The sequence below is a fragment of the Streptomyces sp. NPDC015144 genome, from assembly GCF_043079735.1.
In the GTDB taxonomy this organism is placed as follows: domain Bacteria; phylum Actinomycetota; class Actinomycetes; order Streptomycetales; family Streptomycetaceae; genus Streptomyces.
In genome coordinates, this window is record NZ_JBIBUU010000003.1 from 392,015 (window position 1) to 414,182 (window position 22,168).

At 70.6% G+C, this 22,168-nt stretch carries 16 protein-coding genes and 1 tRNA gene; 6 read left to right on the top strand and 11 right to left on the bottom strand.

The window, feature by feature from the left end:
• Positions 1–121 precede the first annotated feature (121 nt).
• On the top strand, positions 122–1,555 hold the full coding sequence (gene pyk, locus ACF08W_RS08410) for a pyruvate kinase (RefSeq protein ID WP_392278810.1): 1,434 nt from the start codon (positions 122–124) through the stop codon (positions 1,553–1,555).
• A 9-nt stretch (positions 1,556–1,564) separates the two neighbouring features.
• Here the strand turns inward: pyk and ACF08W_RS08415 are convergent, their stop codons facing one another.
• Positions 1,565–2,326: a helix-turn-helix domain-containing protein gene (locus ACF08W_RS08415; RefSeq protein ID WP_385211651.1), complete on the bottom strand. Its 762-nt coding sequence runs from the start codon at positions 2,324–2,326 to the stop codon at positions 1,565–1,567.
• A 119-nt stretch (positions 2,327–2,445) separates the two neighbouring features.
• Positions 2,446–2,520 (bottom strand) — tRNA-Leu (locus ACF08W_RS08420).
• A 99-nt stretch (positions 2,521–2,619) separates the two neighbouring features.
• Between ACF08W_RS08420 and ACF08W_RS08425 the strand changes: the two genes are divergently transcribed.
• A complete protein-coding gene (locus ACF08W_RS08425; RefSeq protein ID WP_352274972.1) occupies positions 2,620–3,270 on the top strand; it encodes a response regulator in 651 nt (216 codons plus the stop codon).
• Between the two features lie 69 nt (positions 3,271–3,339).
• Here ACF08W_RS08425 and ACF08W_RS08430 read toward each other — a convergent pair whose 3' ends face one another.
• The 7 genes from ACF08W_RS08430 to ACF08W_RS08460 form a co-directional block, all read right to left on the bottom strand.
• The gene (locus ACF08W_RS08430) at positions 3,340–4,056 is read right to left on the bottom strand and encodes an ABC transporter ATP-binding protein (protein WP_352274973.1); all 717 of its coding nucleotides are present in this window, start codon (positions 4,054–4,056) and stop codon (positions 3,340–3,342) included.
• Positions 4,053–4,946, bottom strand: coding sequence for an ABC transporter ATP-binding protein (locus ACF08W_RS08435; protein WP_385211653.1), 894 nt, complete (start codon positions 4,944–4,946; stop codon positions 4,053–4,055). The genes ACF08W_RS08430 and ACF08W_RS08435 overlap by 4 nt, the downstream gene beginning before the upstream one ends.
• Positions 4,947–4,951: 5 nt before the next feature.
• Positions 4,952–6,739: a branched-chain amino acid ABC transporter permease gene (locus ACF08W_RS08440; protein WP_392278811.1), complete on the bottom strand. Its 1,788-nt coding sequence runs from the start codon at positions 6,737–6,739 to the stop codon at positions 4,952–4,954.
• 5 nt (positions 6,740–6,744) lie between these two features.
• Entirely contained in the window at positions 6,745–7,674 is a 930-nt protein-coding gene (locus tag ACF08W_RS08445; protein WP_352274976.1) for a branched-chain amino acid ABC transporter permease, read from the bottom strand.
• A 102-nt stretch (positions 7,675–7,776) separates the two neighbouring features.
• On the bottom strand, positions 7,777–8,994 hold the full coding sequence (locus ACF08W_RS08450; protein WP_352275106.1) for a branched-chain amino acid ABC transporter substrate-binding protein: 1,218 nt from the start codon (positions 8,992–8,994) through the stop codon (positions 7,777–7,779).
• A gap of 667 nt (positions 8,995–9,661) precedes the next feature.
• The gene (locus ACF08W_RS08455) at positions 9,662–10,132 is read right to left on the bottom strand and encodes a hotdog fold thioesterase (RefSeq protein ID WP_352274977.1); all 471 of its coding nucleotides are present in this window, start codon (positions 10,130–10,132) and stop codon (positions 9,662–9,664) included.
• Positions 10,133–10,327: 195 nt separating this feature from the next.
• Entirely contained in the window at positions 10,328–12,625 is a 2,298-nt protein-coding gene (locus ACF08W_RS08460) for an FdhF/YdeP family oxidoreductase (RefSeq protein WP_392278812.1), read from the bottom strand.
• A gap of 196 nt (positions 12,626–12,821) precedes the next feature.
• On the opposite strand from ACF08W_RS08460, the gene polA reads away from it, so the two are divergent.
• Positions 12,822–15,533 carry a DNA polymerase I gene (gene polA / locus ACF08W_RS08465; RefSeq protein ID WP_392278813.1) on the top strand — a complete coding sequence of 904 codons (2,712 nt, stop codon included), beginning with the start codon at positions 12,822–12,824 and terminating at the stop codon, positions 15,531–15,533.
• A gap of 32 nt (positions 15,534–15,565) precedes the next feature.
• On the opposite strand, the gene ACF08W_RS08470 is transcribed toward polA, so the two are convergent.
• The gene (locus ACF08W_RS08470) at positions 15,566–16,396 is read right to left on the bottom strand and encodes a DUF4184 family protein (RefSeq protein WP_392278814.1); all 831 of its coding nucleotides are present in this window, start codon (positions 16,394–16,396) and stop codon (positions 15,566–15,568) included.
• A 183-nt stretch (positions 16,397–16,579) separates the two neighbouring features.
• On the opposite strand from ACF08W_RS08470, the gene ACF08W_RS08475 reads away from it, so the two are divergent.
• The 3 genes from ACF08W_RS08475 to ACF08W_RS08485 all read left to right on the top strand — a co-directional run bounded on the left by ACF08W_RS08475 (position 16,580) and on the right by ACF08W_RS08485 (position 19,628).
• A complete protein-coding gene (locus tag ACF08W_RS08475) occupies positions 16,580–18,334 on the top strand; it encodes a lytic murein transglycosylase (RefSeq protein ID WP_392278815.1) in 1,755 nt (584 codons plus the stop codon).
• Positions 18,335–18,483: 149 nt separating this feature from the next.
• Entirely contained in the window at positions 18,484–18,621 is a 138-nt protein-coding gene (locus tag ACF08W_RS08480; RefSeq protein WP_352274982.1) for an SPW_0924 family protein, read from the top strand.
• An 11-nt stretch (positions 18,622–18,632) separates the two neighbouring features.
• Positions 18,633–19,628 (top strand): DUF3068 domain-containing protein, encoded by a 996-nt coding sequence (locus tag ACF08W_RS08485; RefSeq protein WP_392278816.1) that lies wholly within the window; start codon positions 18,633–18,635, stop codon positions 19,626–19,628.
• On the opposite strand, the gene hrpB is transcribed toward ACF08W_RS08485, so the two are convergent.
• Positions 19,609–22,113 carry an ATP-dependent helicase HrpB gene (gene hrpB / locus ACF08W_RS08490; protein WP_392278817.1) on the bottom strand — a complete coding sequence of 835 codons (2,505 nt, stop codon included), beginning with the start codon at positions 22,111–22,113 and terminating at the stop codon, positions 19,609–19,611. The two genes, ACF08W_RS08485 and hrpB, sit on opposite strands and share 20 nt — an antisense overlap.
• Positions 22,114–22,168 lie beyond the last annotated feature (55 nt).

The following is a 22,168-nucleotide window of genomic DNA, read 5'->3' on the forward strand; positions in this document are numbered from 1 at the left end:
AATGCTCATCCGAGCACCCCGGCGCACAATTCAACGCTTGTCAATAACCCTTCACCCAAAGGTCGTTGAGCAGTCACGGCACACCAATCAACTACCCGTAGGTAAGGGCTAGGGTCGAAGCATGCGCCGAGCCAAAATTGTCTGCACCCTGGGCCCCGCCGTCGACACGTACGACCGGATCAAAGCCCTCATCGAAGCGGGAATGGACATCGCCCGCCTCAACCTCAGCCACGGCACCTACGCGGAACACGAAGAGCGATACCACCGCGTACGCAAAGCCTCCGGCGAACTCGGACGCAGCACCGGCATCCTCGCCGACCTCCAGGGACCGAAGATCCGCCTCGGCTCCTTCGGCGAAGGCCCCGTACTCCTCGAACGCGGCGACACCTTCACCATCACCGTCGAACCCGTCGAAGGCGACCGCCACATCTGCGGCACCACCTACGACGGCCTCGCCACCGACGTCACCCCCGGCGAACGCATCCTCGTCGACGACGGCCGCGTCACCCTCGAAGTCACCGACATCGACGGCCCCCGCATCCGCACCACCGTCGTCGAAGGCGGCATGATCTCCGACCACAAGGGCCTCAACCTCCCCGGCGTCGCCGTCTCCGTCCCCGCACTCTCCGAAAAGGACATCGAAGACCTCCGCTGGGCCCTGCGCACCGGCGCCGACATCATCGCCCTCTCCTTCGTGCGCAGCGGACGCGACATCGAGGACGTCCACCGCATCATGGACGAGGAAGGCCGCCGCCTCCCCGTCATCGCCAAGATCGAAAAGCCGCAGGCCGTCGAGAACATCGACGGCATCGTCGCCGCCTTCGACGGCATCATGGTCGCCCGCGGCGACCTCGGCGTCGAAATGCCCCTGGAACAGGTACCGATCGTCCAGAAGCGCGCGGTCAAGCTCGCCAAGCGCAACGCCAAGCCGGTCATCGTCGCCACCCAGATGCTCGACTCGATGATCGACAACTCCCGCCCCACCCGCGCCGAGGCATCCGACGTCGCCAACGCGGTCATCGACGGCACCGACGCGGTGATGCTCTCCGGCGAGACCAGCGTCGGCAAGCACCCCGTGGAGACCGTCCGCACCATGTCCCGCATCGTGGAGGCCGCCGAGGAGGACATCCTCGCCAAGGGCCTCCCGCCCCTCACCGACCGCAACAAGCCCCGCACCCAGGGCGGCGCGGTCGCCCGCGCGGCGGCCGAGATGGGCGACTTCCTCGGCGCGAAGTTCCTGGTCGCCTTCACACAGAGCGGCGACACCGTCCGCAGGCTCTCCCGCTACCGCTCGCCCATCCCGCTCCTGGCCTTCACCCCGGACCCGGCCACCCGCGCCCAGCTCAACCTGACCTGGGGCGTCGAGACCTTCCTCGGCCCCGAGGTGGACTCGACGGACGCGATGGTCGCCCAGGTCGACGAGGAACTCCTGAAGATCGGCCGCTGCCGCAAGGGCGACACCGTGGTCATCACGGCCGGCTCCCCGCCGGGCCTCCCGGGCTCCACGAACCTGGTCCGGGTGCACCACATCGGCGAGGGCGACAGCCCGAAGTAGGGACGGTCCTCAGTACTTCGGCCCGACATGGGCGTCCATCAACGCGACGGACGCCCGTCGGGCGACGGAGATGTTCTGTGCATTGGCCTGCTTCCATTCGACGCCCACGCGGTCCAGCGCATCGGTGAACAGCCCCAGGATGTCGGTGGACAGATTGGTGAAGAAATACCGCGGGTACTCGTAGCGTTTACGCGTTCCTCCGATCATCCGGGTCGTCCAGTTCATGCTGCGGCAGCCGTCGGAGTGGAAGAGCCCGCGAATGAAGTCCCACGGGTGCGCATCGACGATCGCCTGCTGCCAGGGCGCCAGAACGATGGGACGTTCGTGTTTCCTGCCGGTCCCGTGCTGGGGAAAGAGGCACGGCCAGTGGCGTCCGTAGCTGGTCACCATGACGCAGCCCTGACGCTGGAGGACGTACACACGATCCGTGGGGCGCACTCGGACGATCGCTGTCCGGCAGTCCTTGATGAGCCCGGGCCACGCGTCCGCGCACGCGATGCGGAGCTGGTGACCGCCACGTGGCTGGGGGCTGATGCATCCGTCGCCGAGGTACAGACCCAGCAGATAGGCGTATGCGGCGGTGTCGTCCGGCGCGCTAGGTGTGGGCGAGCATCGCGGACATGGGGCTGCCTGCCCGAGCATGCGGGGCAGGGGCTCGATGCGGAGTCGCCACTCCCGGAGTGCCGAACGGGATATGCCGGTCTGCTTGCTCACGGAGCTGAGACTGCGTCCTTGGGCCACGAGAGCCAAAGCCCGTTCACGGATTTCCATGCTGTACACGAGGCCGAGTGTGCACGGCTGTGCGACGCGAACCCGTCTGTACGGATCCTGGTTCGCGAGATCAGGTGAACAAAGCCGAAAAGCTTGCAACCTTGGAATCGAAGAAAAAGTGCCCCGGGTGGGACTCGAACCCACACTGTATGCTGTTTGAGAGCATCGCCTACTGCCGATTGGGCTACCGGGGCCCAATGAATCGAAGGTTTAATTCGATCCGCTGCGAGTCCACCATACCGTAGCTAGGTAGGCTCTTGGCAGCTGAACCTGCCTTTGAATGAGGAGCTTCCGTGACCGCCCCCGAGTCGCCCCAGCCCGTCGCCGACGACGATCAGTCGCACGTTCCGCCGACGACGACCCGCGTCGTCATCGCCGAGGACGAGGCGCTGATCCGGCTCGACCTCAAGGAGATGCTGGAGGAAGAGGGGTACACGGTCGTCGGTGAGGCCGGGGACGGGCAGCAGGCCGTCGAGCTGGCCCGGGAGCACCGGCCGGATCTGGTGATCCTCGATGTGAAGATGCCGGTGCTCGACGGGATCTCCGCCGCCGAGAAGATCGCCGAGGAGTCGATCGCGCCGGTCCTGATGCTGACCGCGTTCTCGCAGCGGGATCTGGTGGAGCGGGCCCGGGATGCCGGGGCGATGGCGTATCTGGTGAAGCCGTTCAGCAAGAGCGACGTGGTGCCGGCCATCGAGATGGCGGTGTCGCGGTTCGCGGAGCTGAAGGCGCTGGAGAGCGAGGTCGCGGATCTGGCGCAGCGGCTGGAGACGCGGAAGCTGGTGGATCGGGCGAAGAGCATTCTGCAGACGGATTACGGGTTGTCGGAGCCGGCGGCGTTCCGGTGGATCCAGAAGACGTCGATGGATCGTCGGCTGTCGATGCAGCAGCTTGCCGAGGCGTTGATCGCGGATGCCGAGGAGAAGAAGAAGGCGGCCGAGTAGGTCGTTCGCGCGTGGTACGGAGAAGGCCCGCGTCCCGGTTGTCCGGGGCGCGGGCCTTCTCTGTTGGTGTCAGTCTTCGCCGAGGTAGGCCTTGCGGACGGATTCGTCGTGGAGGAGGTCGGCTCCGGTGCCGGAGAGGACGATCTTTCCGACTTCCATGACGTGGCCCTGGTCGGCGAGGGAGAGCGCGGCTTGGGCGTTCTGTTCGACGAGCAGGATGGTGGTGCCCTGGGCCTTGAGTTCGACGATGGTCTCCATGATCTTCTGCATCATGATCGGGGAGAGGCCCATGGAGGGTTCGTCGAGCATCAGGAGTTTGGGCTGGCACATGAGGGCGCGGCCCATGGCGAGCATTTGCTGTTCGCCGCCGGAGAGGGTGCCGGCGGCTTGTTTGCGGCGTTCTCCGAGGATGGGGAAGAGGTCGTAGGCGCGCTGGATGTCCTTTTCGATGCCTGCTTTGTCGTTGCGGAGGTAGGCGCCGAGTTGGAGGTTTTCGGTGATGGTGAGGCGGGGGAAGATGTGGCGGCCCTCGGGGGAGTGGGCCAGGCCGAGGGCGACGACCTTGTGGGCGGGGACGTCGTTGAGGGGTTTGCCGTCGAAGGTGATGCGGCCGCCGGCTGGTTTGAGGAGGCCGGAGAGGGTGCGCAGGGTGGTGGTCTTGCCGGCGCCGTTGGTGCCGATGAGGGTGACGATCTGGCCGGCTTCGACGGTGAAGGAGATGCCCTTGACGGCTTCGATCTTGCCGTAGGCGACGCGGAGGTCCTCGACCTCGAGCAGTGCGGTCATCGGGTGTCCTCCTCCTCTGTGCTGGTGCTGGTGGTGGTTTTGGCGGTGCCCTTGGCGTCGGTTTCGGCGTGGGCTTCGGCGGCCTGGACCTCGGCGGCTTCTTCGGCGCCGGGGGCGCCTTCGAAGGGGGTGCCGAGGTAGGCGGCGACGACGCGTTCGTCGCTCTGGACGACGTCGGCGGTGCCTTCGACGAGTTTTTCGCCCTGGACGAGTACGGCGACGCGGTCGCAGAGGTTGAAGATGAACCGCATGTCGTGCTCGATGACGAGTACGGCGATGCCCTTGTCCCGGATGGCGAAGATGAGTTCTTCGGTGACGCGGGTCTCCTGCGGGTTCATGCCTGCGGTGGGCTCGTCGAGGAGGAGGAGTCCGGGGTCGCTGGCGAGGGCGCGGGCGATCTCCAGTTTGCGCTGGTCTCCGTAGGGGAGGTTGCGCGCGAGGTGGTCGGCCTTGTCCTGGAGGCCGATGAACTCCAGGAGTTCCATGGCGCGTTCGCGGCTGGCCTGTTCGGCGCGGGTGAAGCCGGGGAGGCGGAGGAGGGCGGACCAGAGGCCTTCCTTGGTCCTGGTGTGGCGTCCGACGAGGACGTTTTCCAGGACGGTCATGTTGGCGAAGAGCCGGATGTTCTGGAAGGTGCGGGCGATGCCTGCCTGGGTGACGAGGTGGGGTTTGGGCGGCAGGACGGTGCCCTTGTAGCTGACCTTGCCCTCGGTGGGGACGTAGAGGCCGGTGAGGCAGTTGAAGAAGGTGGTCTTGCCGGCGCCGTTGGGGCCGATGAGGCCGACGATCTCGCCCGTGTTGACGGTGAAGTCGACGTTGCGTACGGCGGTGAGGCCGCCGAAGCGCATGGTGACGCCGTTGGCTTCGAGGACGGGTGTGGTGGTGGTCATGGTGGTCACGCCCCCGCCTTGGCGATGCCGGCGCCGGTTTCTTCGGACTGCCGTGGTTCGGGTACGTCGGGCTCGTCGTTCTCGTGGAATTCGAGTTGCTTGCGGCGGTCGGCGACCAGTCCTTCGGGGCGCAGTCGCATCAGGAGGATGAGTGCGATGCCGAAGAGGAAGAGTTGGTAGTCCTGCATGAACTGGAGCTTGGCCGGGATGAGGTAGAGGAGTGCGGCGCCGACGAGGGGTCCGCTGAGGGTGCCCATGCCGCCGAGGATGACGGCGGCGAGGAGGAAGGCGGAGTTCGGGGGTACGGAGCCGGCGAACTGGTACTGCTCGGGTGTGACGGTGTAGTTGACGTGGGCCTGGACGGTTCCGGCGAGTCCGGCGAGGGTGGCGCCGAGGGCGAAGGCGAGCAGCTTGAGCCGGAAGGCGTTGATGCCCATGGCGGTGGCGGCGGTTTCGTCTTCGCGGATGGCGACCCAGGCGCGGCCGATGCGGGATTCTCCGGAGCGGCGGAAGACGAGGACGACGACGGCGGTGAAGACGAGCATCAGCAGGTAGTAGTTGGCGGACCTGCCGAGGTCGAAGCCGAGGATGTTGTGCTTGAGGCCGAAGTCGAAGCCGAAGAAGTTGAGGTCGGGGATGCTGGGGATGCCTTGGGAGCCGTTGGTGAGGTCGGGTCCGCTGTTGCCGTTGAGGTTGTTGACGGTGAGGCGGAAGATCTCTCCGAAGCCGAGGGTGACGATGGCGAGGTAGTCGCCGCGTAGTCGGAGGGTGGGTGCGCCGATGAGTACGCCGAAGATGAGTGAGGCTCCGGCGCCGGTGAGGACGGCGGCCCAGAAGGGGAATTCGACGCCGATGGCCGACATGGTGGAGCCGGAGACCAGGGCGGCGGCGTAGGCGCCGACGCCGAGGAAGGCGACGTATCCGAGGTCGAGGAGGCCGGCGAGGCCGACGACGACGTTGAGGCCGAGTGCGACGGTGCCGAAGATGAGGATGTTGGCGCCGATGAGCGCGTATTCCTCTTTCTGCTGGGTGAAGGGGAAGCAGACGGCGGCGACGAGGGCTGCGGCGAGGGTGATGTTGCGGTGCTTCGCGGTCAGCGCGGTGATGCGGGAGACGAGTCCGGCGCGGTGGAGTGCGGTGAAGGCGAAGGCGACGGTGATGAGGAAGCCGATGAAGAGTTCGGTGTAGTCGGTGTCGATGCCGTAGGCGAAGACGTAGAGGCCGATGCCGAACGCGGCGACGATGATGAGGATTTCGGCCCAGGAGGGGAGGGCTTTGGCCCGGGGTGCCTGGGGGGCGCGGAGGCTGTCGCGGAAGCGTTGCCAGGGGCCCGTTCCGTCGGCGTCGGCCGGCTGGTCGCCGGGGAGGCCGAGGGCGGCGAGGACGGCGATCAGTGAGCCGATGCCGCTGACCCAGGCGCCGGGCTCCAGGTTGACGACCCCGCCGAGGTCGTAGGAGATGGCGCCGAGCGCGTAGCCGGTGGTGCCGAGGGTGCCGAGGGCGAGGAGGCGTACGGGGCTGTTGGTGCCGCCGGGGGTGAGCCAGTTCAGGCCGCGGATGCCGTATCCGGAGAGTGTGAGGAGCAGGGTGAGTGCGGCGCTGATGAGGGTGAGGACCTGGAGGCCGCCGGGGTAGCCGGTGACGGTGAGGTCGCCGGGGAATTCGCTGGTCCAGGTCCAGGCGAGGAAGGTGCCGGCGAGCGCGGCGGCGGCGCCGACGAGGGTGCCGACGCGGGCCACCGGGGTGGGGATCGGCAGGAAGGAGGCGGGTGCGGTGGTGAGGTTCGTGGTCATCCGTATCACGCCCGATCCGCGACGCGTTCGCCGAGCAGGCCCTGGGGGCGCAGCAGCAGGACGATGATGAGGAGGACGAAGGCCCATACGTCCTTCCAGGCGCCGCCGCCGAAGAGTTCCATGCCGGGGACGTTGCTCATGTAGCCGGTGGCGAGGGATTCGGCGATGCCGAGGACGACTCCGCCGAGCATGGCGCCGTAGATGTTGCCGATGCCGCCGAGCACGGCCGCGGTGAATGCCTTGAGGCCCATGATGAAGCCCATTTTGAAGCCGATCTGGCCGTTCTTGAGTCCGTAGGCGACGGCGGCGACGGCGGCGAACGCGGCACCGATGGCGAAGGCCATGACGATGATGCGGTCGGTGTTGATGCCCATGAGCTTGGCGGTGTCGGGGTCCTGGCTGGTGGCCTGCATGCCGCGGCCGGCGCGGGTCTTGGAGACGAAGAGGCCGAGGGCGATCATGCAGATCGGGGCGGTGATGAGGACGAAGAGGTCACCGCGCTGGATGTGGGCGCCGAAGATGTCGAACGCGTCGCCCTTGAACTGGGGGAAGGAGCGGTCCTTCTTGGCGTCCGGGTACCACTTCCAGATGGCCTGCTGGAGGGCGAGGGAGAGTCCGATCGCGGTGATCAGGGGGGCGAGTCGGGGGGCGTTGCGCAGGGGCCGGTAGGCGAAGCGCTCGGCGGCGGTGCTGATGGCGACGGAGCATATGACGCCGCCGATGATCATGAGGGGGATGATTGCGAGGAGGGAGACGCCGGCCGGCATCCAGAGGTACACGGTGAGAGCTCCGAAGCCTCCGATCATGAAGATCTCGCCGTGGGCGAAGTTGATGAGCTGGATGATTCCGTAGACCATCGTGTAGCCGATCGCGATGAGTCCGTACATCGCGCCGAGGATGAGTCCATTGGCCAGCTGTTGCGGCAGTTCGTGCACCGCAGGGCCTCCGTGGAGTGGTTCGGATATGGCACCGCGCGGGAGGCTGGTAGCGCTCCCGCGCGGTCTGGGGTGGGTGTCAGGCGTGGGCCCGGGAGCGGGTTACGGCTTGTAGGCCTCGCTGAGCTTGGAGGTCCACTTGCCGCCGTCGACCTGGTAGGCGGTCATCATGGTGTTGGTGGTGTCGCCGAATTCGTCGAAGGAGACGGGGCCGGTGACGCCGTCGAACTTGACCTTGGCCATGGCGGCGAGGACCTTGGTGCGGGTGTCGTCGCCGGTGGGGAGCTTGCCGCCGTTGTCGGCGACGGCGATCTTGACGGCTTCGATGATGGACCAGGTGGCGTCGTAGGTGCCGCCGCCGTAGGCCTCGTAGGCGTCCTTGTATCCGCCGGCGTTGTAGTCGGCGATGAACTTCTTGGCGGAGTCGAGTTCCTCGACGGGCTTGCCGACGGAGGTGGCGATGTCGCCCTGGGCCTTCTTGTTGAGCTTGATGAAGTCGGCGCTGTACATGCCGTCGCCGCCCATGAGGGGGATCTGGACGCTGTCCTTGAGCTGCTGGCTCAGGGGTGCGCCGGCGGGGTATTCGCCGCCGTAGTAGACGGCCTTGGCGCCGGACTTCTTGACCTTGGTGACGACGGCGTTGAAGTCGCGGTCGTCGGGGTTGACGTGGTCGGTGCCGACGATCTTGCCGCCGAGGGTGGTGAAGGTGTTCTTGAAGGAGGCGGCGAGGCCGGCGCCGTAGGGCTTCTGGTCGTCGATGAGGTAGACCTGCTTGATCTTCGCGTCGTTGAAGAGGTACTTCGCGGCGAAGGCGCCCTGGATCTGGTCCGTGGTGGCGGTGCGGAAGTAGGTCTTGAAGGGGCGCTTCTTGTCGCCGGTCTTCCAGTTCTCGCCCTGGGTCAGTTCGGTGCCGGTGTTGGCGGGGGAGACCTGGGTGAGGCTGGCGTCGTTGAGCGGCTTCTGCATCGACTGGGAGACGCCGGAGTTCAGGGGGCCGACCACGCCGACGACCTTGTCGTCGTCGATGAACTTCTGGGCGTTCTGCTGGCCGACGGAGGGCTGTGCCTGGTCGTCGAGGGCCTTGAGCTCGAACTTGATGCCCGGGACGGTGTTTTCCTTGTTGGCCGTCTTGACCGCGAGGTCGGCGGAGTTCTTGATGCCGAGGCCGAGGGCGGACAGGTCGCCGGTGATGGGGGCGTCGAGACCGATGACGACGGTCTGGGTGTCGCCGCTGCCACTGCCGTTCTTGCTGTCGTCGCGCGACCCGCAGGCGGTGAGTGTCAGTGCTCCGGTGGTGAGCACTGCGGTGAGTATGAACAACGAACGGTGTCGCACGAAAGGTCCTTTCCCTGGCGCGGCCTCCTCTGCGTGAGGTGCCGTGACGTTCGCCGGGCCGTACTGGGTGGTACAGGGCCGTGCTGCAGACGCGCCCGGCGGCGCGGTGACTGGCCGTGACTCTAGGCGCAGGTGCGTATGTCGGGGGTGGGTCCGCCGCAGGATGTGACTTTCTTGTTATGCCCTTGAGCAAGGCTTGAGGTGGCTGTGCGGACATGTACGTCTTTTTACCGGACGGTGAAGTGACCGCATTTTGAGAACGCGCAGCTCTGCTAAGGGGCTTGGGTCGATCTTGGTGCTGTCGCCCGAGGTGGGGCGGGGTGTGGCGGGTGTGGGTGCGGTGGGGTGCCCGGTGGCTGCGGGGTCGGGTCGGGAGGGAGGTGGTGGGGGTGTGTGCGGACCCGATGGTGACTACGCAGCGTCACTTTTTGCGTGGTGGGGTGGACGCGGCGTGGTGTGTGCGTGCCGAGTTGGCCATACAACGTGGGTGCTGGTCAAGGGAGTTGATGCGTTCGGTGGTCAACGCCGTTGCGTGTACGGGCTGTTGTGGGTGGAAATGGCGCTGCCCGGCCGGATTGTGTTCCGGCCGGGCAGGGGTGCCGTGTGGCGTGGTGCGTTGTGTTGGGTTCTGGTGGGTCGTGTTTCCGGTCGGTCAGTCGGTGCCGGGGCGCGGGGCGTCGCGGAGCATGCAGGTGAGGCGGGCCGTGCAGACCCGCTTGCCCGCCTCGTCGGTGATGGCGATCTCGTACGTGGCGGTGGACCGGCCGCGGTGCACGGGGGTGGCGGTGCCGGTCACGAGCCCGCTGCGCACTCCGCGGTGGTGGGTGCAGTTCAGGTCGACGCCCACGGCGAGCCTGGACGCCCCGCCGTGGAGCATGGCGCCGACGGAGCCGAGGGTCTCGGCGAGTACGGCGGAGGCGCCGCCGTGGAGCAGCCCGTACGGCTGGGTGTTGCCCTCGACGGGCATGGTGCCGACGACCCGCTCCGCGGAGGCCTCGACGATGGTGACGCCCATGCGTTCGCCGAGGTGGCCGGCGGAGAAGAGCGCGGGCAGGTCGACGCCGAGGGCGGCGTACTCGTCGATGATCTCCTGGGGGAACCTGGGAGTGGTCTGCTCGCCCATGGGCCTGCTCCGATCGTCTGCGGTGGTTCACGACATCACTGCTGTGTGCGTCGTTCCTATCAGACGGCTGAGCGGACGCTTAGGGCGTGTCATCGCTCCCTGCCCGCTCCTGGTCCGCCGGACACGCGCCGGGGCGTGTCCGGCGGCCGGGAGGGGTCCCTGCGGGCGGCCTTCTCCTCGTCCTCCCGGCCGGTCTCAGGCGGTGCCGTCCGCCGGGCCCGCCGTGGTGTTCTCGAAGCGGACGACGACGGACTTGCTGGCCGGGGTGTTGCTGGTGTCGGCGGTGGAGTCCAGGGGGACCAGCACGTTGGTCTCCGGGTAGTAGGCGGCGGCGCAGCCCCGGGCGGTCGGGTAGTGCACCACGCGGAAGCCGGGGGCACGGCGCTCCACGCCGTCCTTCCACTCGCCGACGAGGTCGGTGTAGGCGCCGTCGGGCAGGGCGAGGGCGCGGGCGTCGTCGGGGTTGACGAGGACGACGCGGCGGCCGTCCCGGATGCCCCGGTAGCGGTCGTCGAGGCCGTAGATGGTGGTGTTGTACTGGTCGTGGGAGCGCAGGGTCTGCAGCAGCAGCCTGCCTTCGGGCAGTTCGGGGTACTCGACGGGGGCGGCGGTGAAGTTGGCCCGGCCGGTGGCGGTGGGGAAGCGGCGTTCGTCGCGCGGGGCGTGCGGGAGGGTGAAGCCGCCGGGGCGGGCGACGCGGGCGTTGAAGTCCTCGAAGCCGGGGACGACGCGGGAGATGCGGTCGCGGATCGTGGCGTAGTCCCGTTCGAACTCCTCCCAGGGGGTGGCCGATCCGGGGCCGAGCACGGCGCGGGCGAGCCGGGCGACGATGGCGGGCTCGGAGAGCAGGTGGGGGCTGGCGGGGGGCAGGTTGCCGCGCGAGGCGTGGACCATGCTCATGGAGTCCTCGACGGTGACGAACTGCTTGCCGCCGGCCTGGACGTCCCGGTCGGTGCGGCCCAGCGTGGGGAGGATCAGCGCGCGGGTGCCGGTCACGGTGTGCGAGCGGTTGAGTTTGGTGGAGACGTGGACGGTGAGGCGGGCGCGGCGCATCGCGGCCTCCGTGACGGCCGTGTCGGGGGTGGCCGCGACGAAGTTGCCGCCCATGGCGAAGAAGACCTTGGCGTCGCCGTCGCGCAGGGCCCGGATGGAGCGGACGACGTCGTAGCCGTGGTGGCGCGGCGAGGTGATGCCGAATTCCTTGTCGAGGGCGTCGAGGAAGGCGGCGGAGGGGCGTTCGAAGATGCCCATGGTGCGGTCGCCCTGCACGTTGGAGTGGCCCCGGACGGGGCAGACGCCGGCGCCGGGGCGACCGATGTTCCCCCGCAGCAGCAGGAAGTTGACGACTTCGCGGATGGTTGGCACGGAGTGCTTGTGCTGGGTGAGGCCCATGGCCCAGCAGACGATCGTGCGCTTGGAGGCGAGGACCATGGCCAGGGCCTGTTCGATCGTCTCGCGGTCGAGGCCGGTGGCGGTGAGCGTCTCTTCCCAGTCGGCGGCGCGGGCGGCGGCCGCGAACTCGTCGAAACCGTGGGTGTGCTCCCGTACGAAGGCCTCGTCGACGGCGCCCCCGGTCTCCAGGATCATCTTGTTCAGGAGGCGGAAGAGGGCCTGGTCGCCGCCGATCCGGATCTGGAGGAAGAGGTCGTTGAGGGCGGTGCCCCGGGCCAGGCCGAGCGGGGTCTGGGGGTTCTTGAAGCGCTCCATGCCGGCCTCGGGGAGCGGGTTCACCGAGATGATCCTCGCCCCGGCGGCCTTGGCCTTCTCCAGGGCGGAGAGCATCCGGGGGTGGTTCGTGCCGGGGTTCTGCCCGGCGACGATGATCAGGTCGGCCCGGTGGAGGTCCTCCAGGGAGACGCTGCCCTTGCCGACGCCGATGGTCTCCGTCAGCGCCGAGCCGGAGGACTCGTGGCACATGTTGGAGCAGTCGGGGAGGTTGTTCGTGCCGAACTCGCGGGCGAACAGCTGGAGCAGGAACGCGGCCTCGTTGCTGGTGCGCCCGGAGGTGTAGAAGAGGGCCTCGTCGGGGGAGGCGAGGGCGGTCAGTTCCTCGGCGATGATCGCGAAGGCGCGCTCCCAGCTCACCGCCTCGTACCGGTCGGCGCCCTCGGGGAGGTACATCGGGTGGGTGATCCGGCCCTGCTGGCCGAGCCAGTAACCGCTGCGTCCCGCGAGGTCGGGGAGGGGGTGCGCGGCGAAGAACTCCGGGGTGACCCGGCGGAGCGTGGCCTCCTCGGCGACCGCCTTGGCGCCGTTCTCGCAGAATTCGGCCGTGTGTCGTCGGTCGCCTTCGGGCCAGGCGCAGCCGGGGCAGTCGAAGCCGTCCTTCTGGTTGACCTTGAGCAGGGTGCGCGCGGTGCGCCGCAGGCCCATCTGCTGCTGGGCGACGCGCAGGCTGTGGGCGACGGCGGGCAGTCCGGCGGCGGCGTGCTGGGCCGGTCCGACCCGGGGTGCGTCCTGGACCGGGTCACCGGTGGGCGGCTTGGTGGCCATGGCGTGCTCCCCTTCGGGCCGACTGCGGGGCGGTGCGGTCCTTGCCGCAGCCGCCCGTGTTCCTCCTACGATCCTGTCACGCGGCACCGACAGCGGCAGCGGCCCGGACGGGGCGGGACCGGTGGCGGCGGTGGTCCGGGGCCCGGCGCAGCCCGGTCGGTCGGGAATGTCAGTGGTCCGTGGCAGGATCGGGGGCGTGGCTGAGACGGCATCGAAGAAGACGGCAGACAACCGACCGCGCCTGCTCCTGATGGACGGGCACTCCCTGGCGTACCGGGCGTTCTTTGCGCTGCCTGCGGAGAATTTCACGACAGGGTCGGGGCAGCCGACGAACGCGGTGTACGGCTTCGCGTCGATGCTCGCGAACACGTTGCGTGACGAGGCGCCGACGCATTTCGCGGTGGCGTTCGACGTCTCCCGCAAGACCTGGCGTTCCGAGGAGTTCCCGGAGTACAAGGCGAACCGCTCCAAGACGCCCGACGAGTTCCGGGGGCAGGTCGAGCTGATCGGCGAGCTGCTGGACGCGATGCACGTGGACCGTTTCGCGGTCGACGGTTTCGAGGCGGACGATGTGATCGCCACGCTGGCCACGCAGGCGGAGGCGGCCGGTTTCGAGGTGCTGATCGTCACTGGTGACCGGGACTCCTTCCAGTTGATCACGGACAACGTGACGGTGCTCTATCCGACCAAGGGCGTCTCGGAGCTGACCCGTTTCACCCCCGCGAAGGTCGAGGAGAAGTACGGGCTCTCCCCGCGGCAGTACCCCGACTTCGCGGCGCTGCGCGGTGACCCGTCGGACAACCTGCCGGGCATCCCGGGGGTCGGTGAGAAGACGGCCGCGAAGTGGATCAACCAGTTCGGTTCCTTCGACGAGCTGGTCGAGCGGGCCGAGGAGGTCAAGGGCAAGGCCGGGCAGAATTTCCGCGACCATCTGGACGCGGTGCGGCTCAACCGCCGGCTGACCGAGATGGTCCGTGACGTGGAGCTGCCGAAGACCCCGCAGGACCTGGAGCGCGCGCCCTACGACCGTACGGCCGTGGCGGGTGTCCTGGAGGTCCTGGAGATCCGCAACCCGAGCCTGCGTGAGCGGCTGCTGGCCGTCGACCCGGGGGCGGCCGAGGACGAGGCCCCGGCGCCGGCCGCGGGTGTCGAGCTGGACGGTGTGGTGCTGGGCGCGGGCGAGCTCGCCGGCTGGCTCGACGAGCACGGCGGGCAGCCGCTCGGTGTCGCCACGGTCGACGCGTGGGCGCTGGGCAGCGGCTCGGTCACCGAGATCGCGCTGGCCGCGGCGGACGGACCGGCCGCCTGGTTCGACCCGGCCCGGCTCGACGAGGGCGACGAGCGGGCGTTCGCCGCCTGGATCGCCGCCGCGGACCGGCCCAAGGTCATGCACAACGCCAAGGCCGCCATGCGGGTCTTCCCCGAGCACGGCTGGTCGGTCGACGGCGTCACGATGGACACCGCGCTCGCCGCGTACCTGGTCAAGCCCGGCCGCCGGTCGTTCGCGCTGGACGCGCTGACGGTCGAGTACCTGGGCCGTGAGCTGGCTCCCGCCGCGGCCGCCGACGGGCAGCTGGCCTTCGGCGCGGACGACCGGGCGGAGGCCGAGGCCCTGATGGCGCAGGCCCGCGCGGTGCTGGACCTGGGCGAGGCGTTCACGACCCGGCTGGTCGAGGTCGGCGCGGACAAGCTGCTGCGCGAGATGGAGCTGCCGACCTCCGCGCTGCTGGCCCGTCTGGAGCGGCACGGCATCGCCGCGGACCGGGCCCATCTGGAAGGGATGGAGCAGCAGTTCGCCGGTGCGGTGCAGCAGGCGGTGAAGGAGGCGCACGCGGCGGTCGGCCACGAGTTCAACCTCGGTTCGCCCAAGCAGCTCCAGGAAGTCCTCTTCGGTGAGCTGGGCCTGCCGAAGACGAAGAAGACGAAGACCGGGTACACCACCGACGCCGACGCGCTGGCCTGGCTCGCCGCCCAGACCGAGCACGAGCTGCCGGTGATCATGCTGCGCCACCGCGAGCAGGCCAAGCTGCGGGTCACCGTCGAGGGCCTGATCAAGACGGTCGCGCCGGACGGCCGCATCCACACCACGTTCAACCAGACCGTGGCGGCGACGGGCCGGCTCTCCTCCACCGACCCCAACCTGCAGAACATCCCGGTCCGTACCGACGAGGGCCGGGCCATCCGCCGCGGCTTCGTCGTCGGTGACGGCTTCGAGACGCTGATGACCGCCGACTACAGCCAGATCGAGCTGCGGGTCATGGCCCACCTCTCCGAGGACGCCGGTCTGATCGAGGCGTTCACCTCCGGCGAGGACCTGCACACCACGGTCGCCTCGCAGGTCTTCGGCGTCGACAAGTCGGCCGTCGACCCGGAGATGCGCCGCAAGATCAAGGCCATGAGCTACGGACTGGCCTACGGGCTCTCCGCGTTCGGCCTCTCCCAGCAGCTGAACATCGAGCCGGCCGAGGCGCGCGGCCTGATGGACACGTACTTCGAGCGGTTCGGCGGGGTCCGCGACTATCTGCACCGGGTGGTGGAGGAGGCCCGGTCCACGGGCTACACGGAGACGGTCTTCGGCCGCCGCCGCTACCTCCCCGACCTCAACAGCGACAACCGGCAGCGCCGCGAGATGGCCGAGCGGATGGCACTGAACGCGCCGATCCAGGGCACGGCCGCCGACATCGTGAAGGTCGCCATGCTCCAGGTCGACCGGGCGTTGACCGGGGCGGGGCTGAAGTCCCGGATGCTGCTCCAGGTCCATGACGAAATCGTCCTGGAGATCGCCGGGGGCGAGCGGGAGCGGGTCGAGGAGATCGTCCGTCACGAGATGTCCACGGCGGTGCGGCTCCGCGCCCCGCTGGACGTCTCGGTCGGTGTCGGTACGGACTGGGAGTCCGCCGCCCACTGAGCCGTGCGGCGGTCACCGGGCGGGCCGGGGGATCACCCCGCCGCCCGTCCGGTGACCTCCCGGGCGGGGTGCCGCGGCCGTCGCAGCCGGGCCCACGCCCCGTACAGCACCAGGCCCGCGGCCAGCCCCGCCCCGGCGCCGAAGCAGGCGGTCGGGACGATGTCCAGCGGGGTGTCGAGGTGTCCGAAGTACGCGTACCAGCGCGCGCAGCGGTGGGCGGTGCCGAGCAGCACGCAGACGCCGAGCAGGGCCGCCACGGCCCACCGCTCCCGGCGGTCCGGCACCGGCACGGACGGGGGCGTCGGCGCCGCCCCGGCCCGGCGCAGCCCCGAGACCGTGAACCACCCCAGTACCGCCAGCGCCACCGCCGAACTGCCGTACTGCACCAGCTGGAACACCGGGTACCCGCCGACGCTCCCGCCGAGCACCGGCACCAGGCGCACCCCCCAGCGCCCGTGATGGGTGAAGGCGTCCCAGACGACATGGGTGGCCGCCCCCAGGACCGCCGACAGGACGAACCACCCGGCCGCCCGCGGCCCCCGCGCGACGGGCCGCCCCCGGACGAAGGCGTGCACCCGCCCCCGCCAGGGCGCCGGCACCAGCCCCACCAGGGGGTCGCGCAGCAGCAGCCAGATCCCCACCGCGGCCGCCGCGATCAGCACATCGACCGTCAGCACGCCCCACACCGCGTGGGTGACCTCGCCGAACTCCATGGCGCCGGGAACCACGGAGTCCGCGAAGTACGTCAGATCGGGGGCGAAGGAACCCGCCACGAGTGCCGAGGCGAACAGCGGCCCCCGCGCGGTCCCGTCCCGGCGCATCCCCGGGAGCACCGCGGCGGCATGACTGAGTGTGAACGGCATGGCGGCAAGTATGGGCGACGTGTGCGGAGCATCCGGGCACGGCCGTACAACTTGCAGTCGGGAACGTGAAAAACAGGTAAGAACCGGTCAGTGCGCCGTGCCTTGGCCGTACGAGTTGCCGTAGGGTCGCCTGAGTCCGGCGCAGGGGAGCGCGGACCCGTCGAAGGGGAGGGGCCAGAGGTTATGGCAGCGCAATTCGGTCGCCGGCTTCGCAAGGGGGCGACCACGGCGGCCGTGGCCGCACTCGCCGTGGCGGCGCTCTCCGCATCGGGCGCCCCCGGAACCACGCTGGTCGGCGGCGGGAGCGACGACCCGCAGGCCACGGGCACCACGCCCGAGCCCGAGAACGGCGCGGCGACCGGGAACTCGCCGTACTACACGGAGCTTCCCCCGCTGAACACGCCGGACAGGCCCGGCGCATCGGCCGGCCTTCCCGTCACCGGCAGCGCGGAATCCGGCATCCCCGCCTCCGTCCTGGCCGCGTACAAGAAGGCCGAACGGACCGTCCGCGCCAGTGACGCCGCCTGCCGCCTGCCCTGGCAGCTGCTGGCCGCGATCGGCAAGGTCGAGTCCGGCCACGCCCGCGGCGGGCGGGTCGACGGCAACGGCACCACCTTCTCGCCGATCCTCGGCCCGGTCCTCGACGGCCGCGGCTTCGCGATGATCAAGGACACCGACAACGGGGCCTACGACGGGGACAGCACCCACGACCGCGCCGTCGGCCCGATGCAGTTCATCCCGTCCACCTGGGCCACCTGGGGCCAGGACGGCAACGGCGACGGCCGCAAGGACCCCAACAACGTCTACGACGCGGCGCTCGCCGCCGGGCGCTACCTCTGCGCCGGCTCCCGCGATCTGTCGCTCGCCGCCGACCTCGACCGGGCGGTCCTGAGCTACAACCACTCGGACGCCTATCTGCGCACCGTCCGCTCCTGGTTCGACTACTACAAGCGCGGCACCCACGAGGTCCCCGACGGCACCGGCGCCCTCCCGCCCGACCTCGGCTCCGGCACCGGCCCGACCCCTCCGCCGTCCAGGACGCCCGGCTCCGGCACGAAGCCGTCGAAGCCCTCGAAGCCGGGCGGCGGCCCGAAGGACCCCGACCCGAAGCCCACCCCGTCCGACACCCCGGCCGGCATCGAGAACGCCGGCACCGGCAAGCTGACCGCCACCGCGGGCGACGCCTTCGCCGAACGGATCGCCGTGCGGGCCGAGAACAAGAAGGGCGCCCCGCTCGCCAAGGTGTCGGTGACCTTCACCATCACCAGCGACACCGACGCCGCCTTCGCGGGCGGCGGGAAGACCGCCGTCGTGCGCACCGCGGCCGACGGCACCGCCACCGCCCCGGTGCTGAAGGCGGGCGAGAAGACCGGCATGTTCACCGTGCGGGCCTCGGTCACCGGCAGCTCGCTGCCGCCCGTCACGTACACGGCCACCGTCACCGCCCGGCGCGCCGACGCGATCGCCCGTACCGGTGACAAGGAGCTGACCGCCGCCCCGGGGGCCGCGTTCGCCGACACCGTCGGGCTCAAGGCCACCTTCAAGGGCGCGGCGGCGGCCGGTGTCACCGTCACCGCCACCATGATCACCGACGCCGAGAAGCCGGCCGAGAACGACAAGGGCCCCTACTTCAAGGACGCCGACGGCAAGCCCGTCCGCACCCTCACCGCCCTGCGCACCGGCGCCGACGGCACCCTGGAGCTGCCGAAGATCTACGCCGACGACACCGAGGGCACCTTCAAGCTGCGGCTCACCGCCGAGGGCGCGACGCTCGTCGTCGAGCTGAAGGTCGAGGACTCCGGGCCCACCGCGACCCCCTCGCCCGGCGAGAGCTCCGGCGAGGGATCCGGCACGGGCGCCACCCCCGCGCCGGGCGCGAGCCCCTCGGCCACCGGAACCCCCACGGCCACCGCGAGCCCCAAGGCGTCCACCGCCTGACCCGGCCCGCCCCACGGCACCGCCCCCAGCAGCCCCTCTGCCGCCACCCGGCAGAGGGGCTGCCGCGCGTGTTCTCATCTCGCGCCCGCGTTGCTACGGTGCCCCAACCCTGACGCCCCATCAGATCGATGTTCTCCGGGAGGACCCGCATGCGTGCTCTCGTCGCCGCCGCCATCGGACTGGCCGCGGCCCTCGCGCTCGTCCTCACCATCAGCGCGATCGGTGCCCCGCCCGGAAAGACCTCGCCCAAACCCCTGCTGACCACCGTCCCCGGCCCCAAGAACTAGGGGGTGGCACCATGCGCCGCCGAGCCAGCCTCGTCCTCCTGGCGTTCGCCGTCTTCTTCGCCGCCCTGTCCCCGCTGCTGCGCTGGTACGCCTTCCCCAGACTGGCGAAGATCCCGCCCAGCCAGTACCAGGAGACGGTGCTGGAGGCGAAGCCCGCCACCCTCCTCGACTACAACGACGGCATGAAGGTGAAGAAGGTCCCCAAGGTCACCATCGTGCAGACCCTCAAGGGCAACGTCGAGGAGTCCGAACGCATCGAACGCGACGCGGGCCGTGACGTCGTCGTCTGGGACGCCCTCAGCTACGTGGTCGGCCCGGACGGCAAGATGGTCTCCGAGATTCCCGAGCGCTACATCTTCGACGCCCACAGCCAGGCACCCGTCCACGCCACCGGCGAGATGGTCGACGGCGATCCCGTGCGGCGCGAGGGCATCGAGTTCAAATGGCCCTTCCTCACCGAGAAGCGCGACTACGAGTACTTCGACGCCCAGGCCCGCACCAGCTCGCCCATCCACTACAAGGGCACCCGCACCTTCCACGGCCTGGAGGTCTACTACTTCGAGCAGACCATCCCGTGGACCAAGGTCCCGATGCCGAAGAAGATGCCCATCCAGGGCGTCGGCCCGGAGCAGATCGCCAAGACCGGCATGACCCGCTGGTACACCACCAAGCGCATGTTCTGGGTGGACCCGGTCACCGGAGCCCCCGTCAACGGCGAGGAGATCCACAAGGAGGAACTCCGCAACGCCAGGAAGATGGGAATGCCCGAGGACACCATGACCGTGTTCGCCGGGCACGTGAAGATGCGCCCCGACTACGTCGAGTCCATCGTCGACCTGGTCAGCTCCCAGCGCCTGCTGGTCCTGCTGCTCACCTCGTACCTGCCCTGGGGCTTCCTCGCCCTCGGGGCCGCGCTGTTCGCCCTCGCCCTGTGGCTGGAGGCCCGCTCCCGCCGCCCGGACGGGTCCCCGGAGAAGACGCCCGCCGCTACCCCTGCCCCCGCCTGAGCCGCGCGCTGGTGAACCGGGTCGCCTCCGCCGTCGCCGGGTCCTCGGGCCACGGATGCTTCGGGTAGCGGCCGCGCAGCTCCGCCCGGACGGCCCGGTAGCCGTCCCGCCAGAACGACGCCAGATCCGCGGTGACCGCCGCCGGGCGGCCGGCCGGGGACAGCAGGTGCACCAGCACCGGCACCCCCGCCACCCTCGGCGTCTCGCGCAGCCCGAACAGCTCCTGGAGCTTCACCGCGAGCACCGGCTGCGCCCCGCCGTACTCCACCCGGACCCGGGAACCGCTCGGCACCTCGATCCGCTCCGGCGCCAGCTCGTCCAGCCGCACCGCCTCACCCGTCGCCCACGGCAGCAGCCGCCGCAGCGCCTGCCCCGCGTCGATCCGGGTCAGATCCGCCCGCCGCCGGGCCCGGGACAGCTCCGGCTCCAGCCACTGCCCGGCACACTCCAGCAGCGCGCCGTCGGACACATCCGGCCACGGCTCGCCCAGCTCGCGGTGGAGGAAGGCGAGCCGTTGACGCAACTGCTCGCTCTCCCGCGACCAGCGCAGCAGCCCCGGCCCCTCCCGCCGCAACCCCTCGACCAGCGCCTCGCGCACCGCACCGGGCGCCGGATCCCGCAACGGGCGCACCGCCAGCTCGACCGCGCCCAGCCGCTCCACCCGGCGCGCCACCACGTCGCCGTCCGCCCACCGCACCTCATCGCCGGACCGGAACAGATGCCCGGCCGCCTCCCGCGCCGTCCCCTCGTCGACCACCGCGGCCAGCCGCACCCGCGCCGACGCCGCGTGCGCCGGACGGTCGGCCACCGCGACCGCGAGCCAGGGCGCACCGCGCAGCCCCGAACCCTCCCCGGTCAGCGCGCCCGTCCCCGACACCATCAGGAACGCCCCCTCGCCCCGGGCCCGCGCCACCCGCTCCGGGAAGGCCAGCGCGGCCACCAGCCCCACCGCCGCGTCCTGCGGCCGCTCCCGCGCGAAGACCCCGCCGAGCGAGGCGGACAGCCGCCGCACCTCCTGCCGCCAGCGCGCCGCGTAGCCGTCGCCGCCCCGGCGCGCGGTACGCAGCGCCGCCGCCAGGTCGTCCCCGTACTCCCGGGGCGGTTCCTCGCTCAGCAGCGCCACCACCTCGGCCGCCAGCAGCCCGCCCACCTCGCCCGCGCCGTCCAGCAGCGCCCGCGCGAGCCGGGGGTGCAGGCCGAGCCGGGACATCCGTACGCCCCGGTCGGTCACCCGCCCCTCCGCGTCCACCGCGCCGATCGCCGCCAGCACCTCGCGCGCCGCGGCCATCGCCCCGGCGGGCGGCGGATCGAGCAGCGCCAGACCCGAGGCGTCCGGATCGCCCCAGCACGCCGCCTGGAGGGCGAACGCCGCCAGGTCCGCGACCCGGATCTCCGGGGACGGGAACGCGGCGAGCCGCCCGTCCTCCGCCTCCGTCCAGCACCGGTACACCGCCCCGGGCGCCTCCCGCCCGGCCCGGCCCGCCCGCTGCCGCCCCGCCGCCCGCGAGGCCCGCACCGTGGTGAGCGCGCTCAGCCCCCGGGCGTGATCGGTACGCGGCTCCCGGGCCAGCCCCGAGTCCACCACGACCCGCACCCCCGGGACCGTGAGCGAGGACTCCGCCACCGAGGTCGCCAGCACCACCCGCCGCCCGCCGGACGAACCGGCCAGCACCGCGTCCTGCACCGCCGCCGGGGCCCGCCCGTGCACCTGGAGCACCTCGGCGTCCACCCCCGCGAGCTGCCCGGCCACCCGCCCGATCTCGCCGACGCCGGGCAGGAAGCACAGCACGTCCCCGTCCCGCTCGGCCAAGGCCCGGCGCACCGTCGCGGCGACATGCGCCAACAGCGCCGGATCGACCCTCATCCCGTGCGGCGGCCGCACCGGCGCGGAAGGCGGCGCCCAGACCACCTCCACCGGGTGCGCGACCCCCTCCGCCTCGACCACCGGGGCGTCGCCCAGCAGCCGCGCCCACCCCGCCGCGTCCGTCGTCGCGGACGCGGCGACCAGCCGCAGCTCGGGCCGCAGGGTCTCCCGCACGTCCAGCAGGAACGCGGCGACCGTGTCCGCGTCCAGATGCCGCTCGTGGCACTCGTCGACGATCACCACGTCCACCCCGGCCAGCTCCTGGTCGCGCTGGAGCCGCTGGAGCAGCACCCCGGTGGTCACCACCTCCACCACCGTGCCCGGCCCCACCACGCGCTCCCCGCGCACCGTGAAGCCCACCCGTTCACCGGACCGCTCCCCGAGGAGCCAGGCCATCCGCCGCGCCGCCGCCCGCGCGGCGATCCGCCGGGGCTCGGCGACCACCACCCGGCGCACCGGGCCGCCCCCGACCAGCCCGGCCAGCACCAGCGGGACGAGCGTCGTCTTGCCGGTGCCGGGCGGCGCGCAGAGCACCGCCGTCCCGCGGTCGTCGAGGGCCCGCTCCAGGGCGGGCAGCGCGGTGCGTACGGGCAACTGGTCCAGGGCGTCGGTACGGATCACGCCCCCAGTCTCGTACGCCGCCGGACCGGTCCGGTACGCGCGGGGGCGGGGCCCG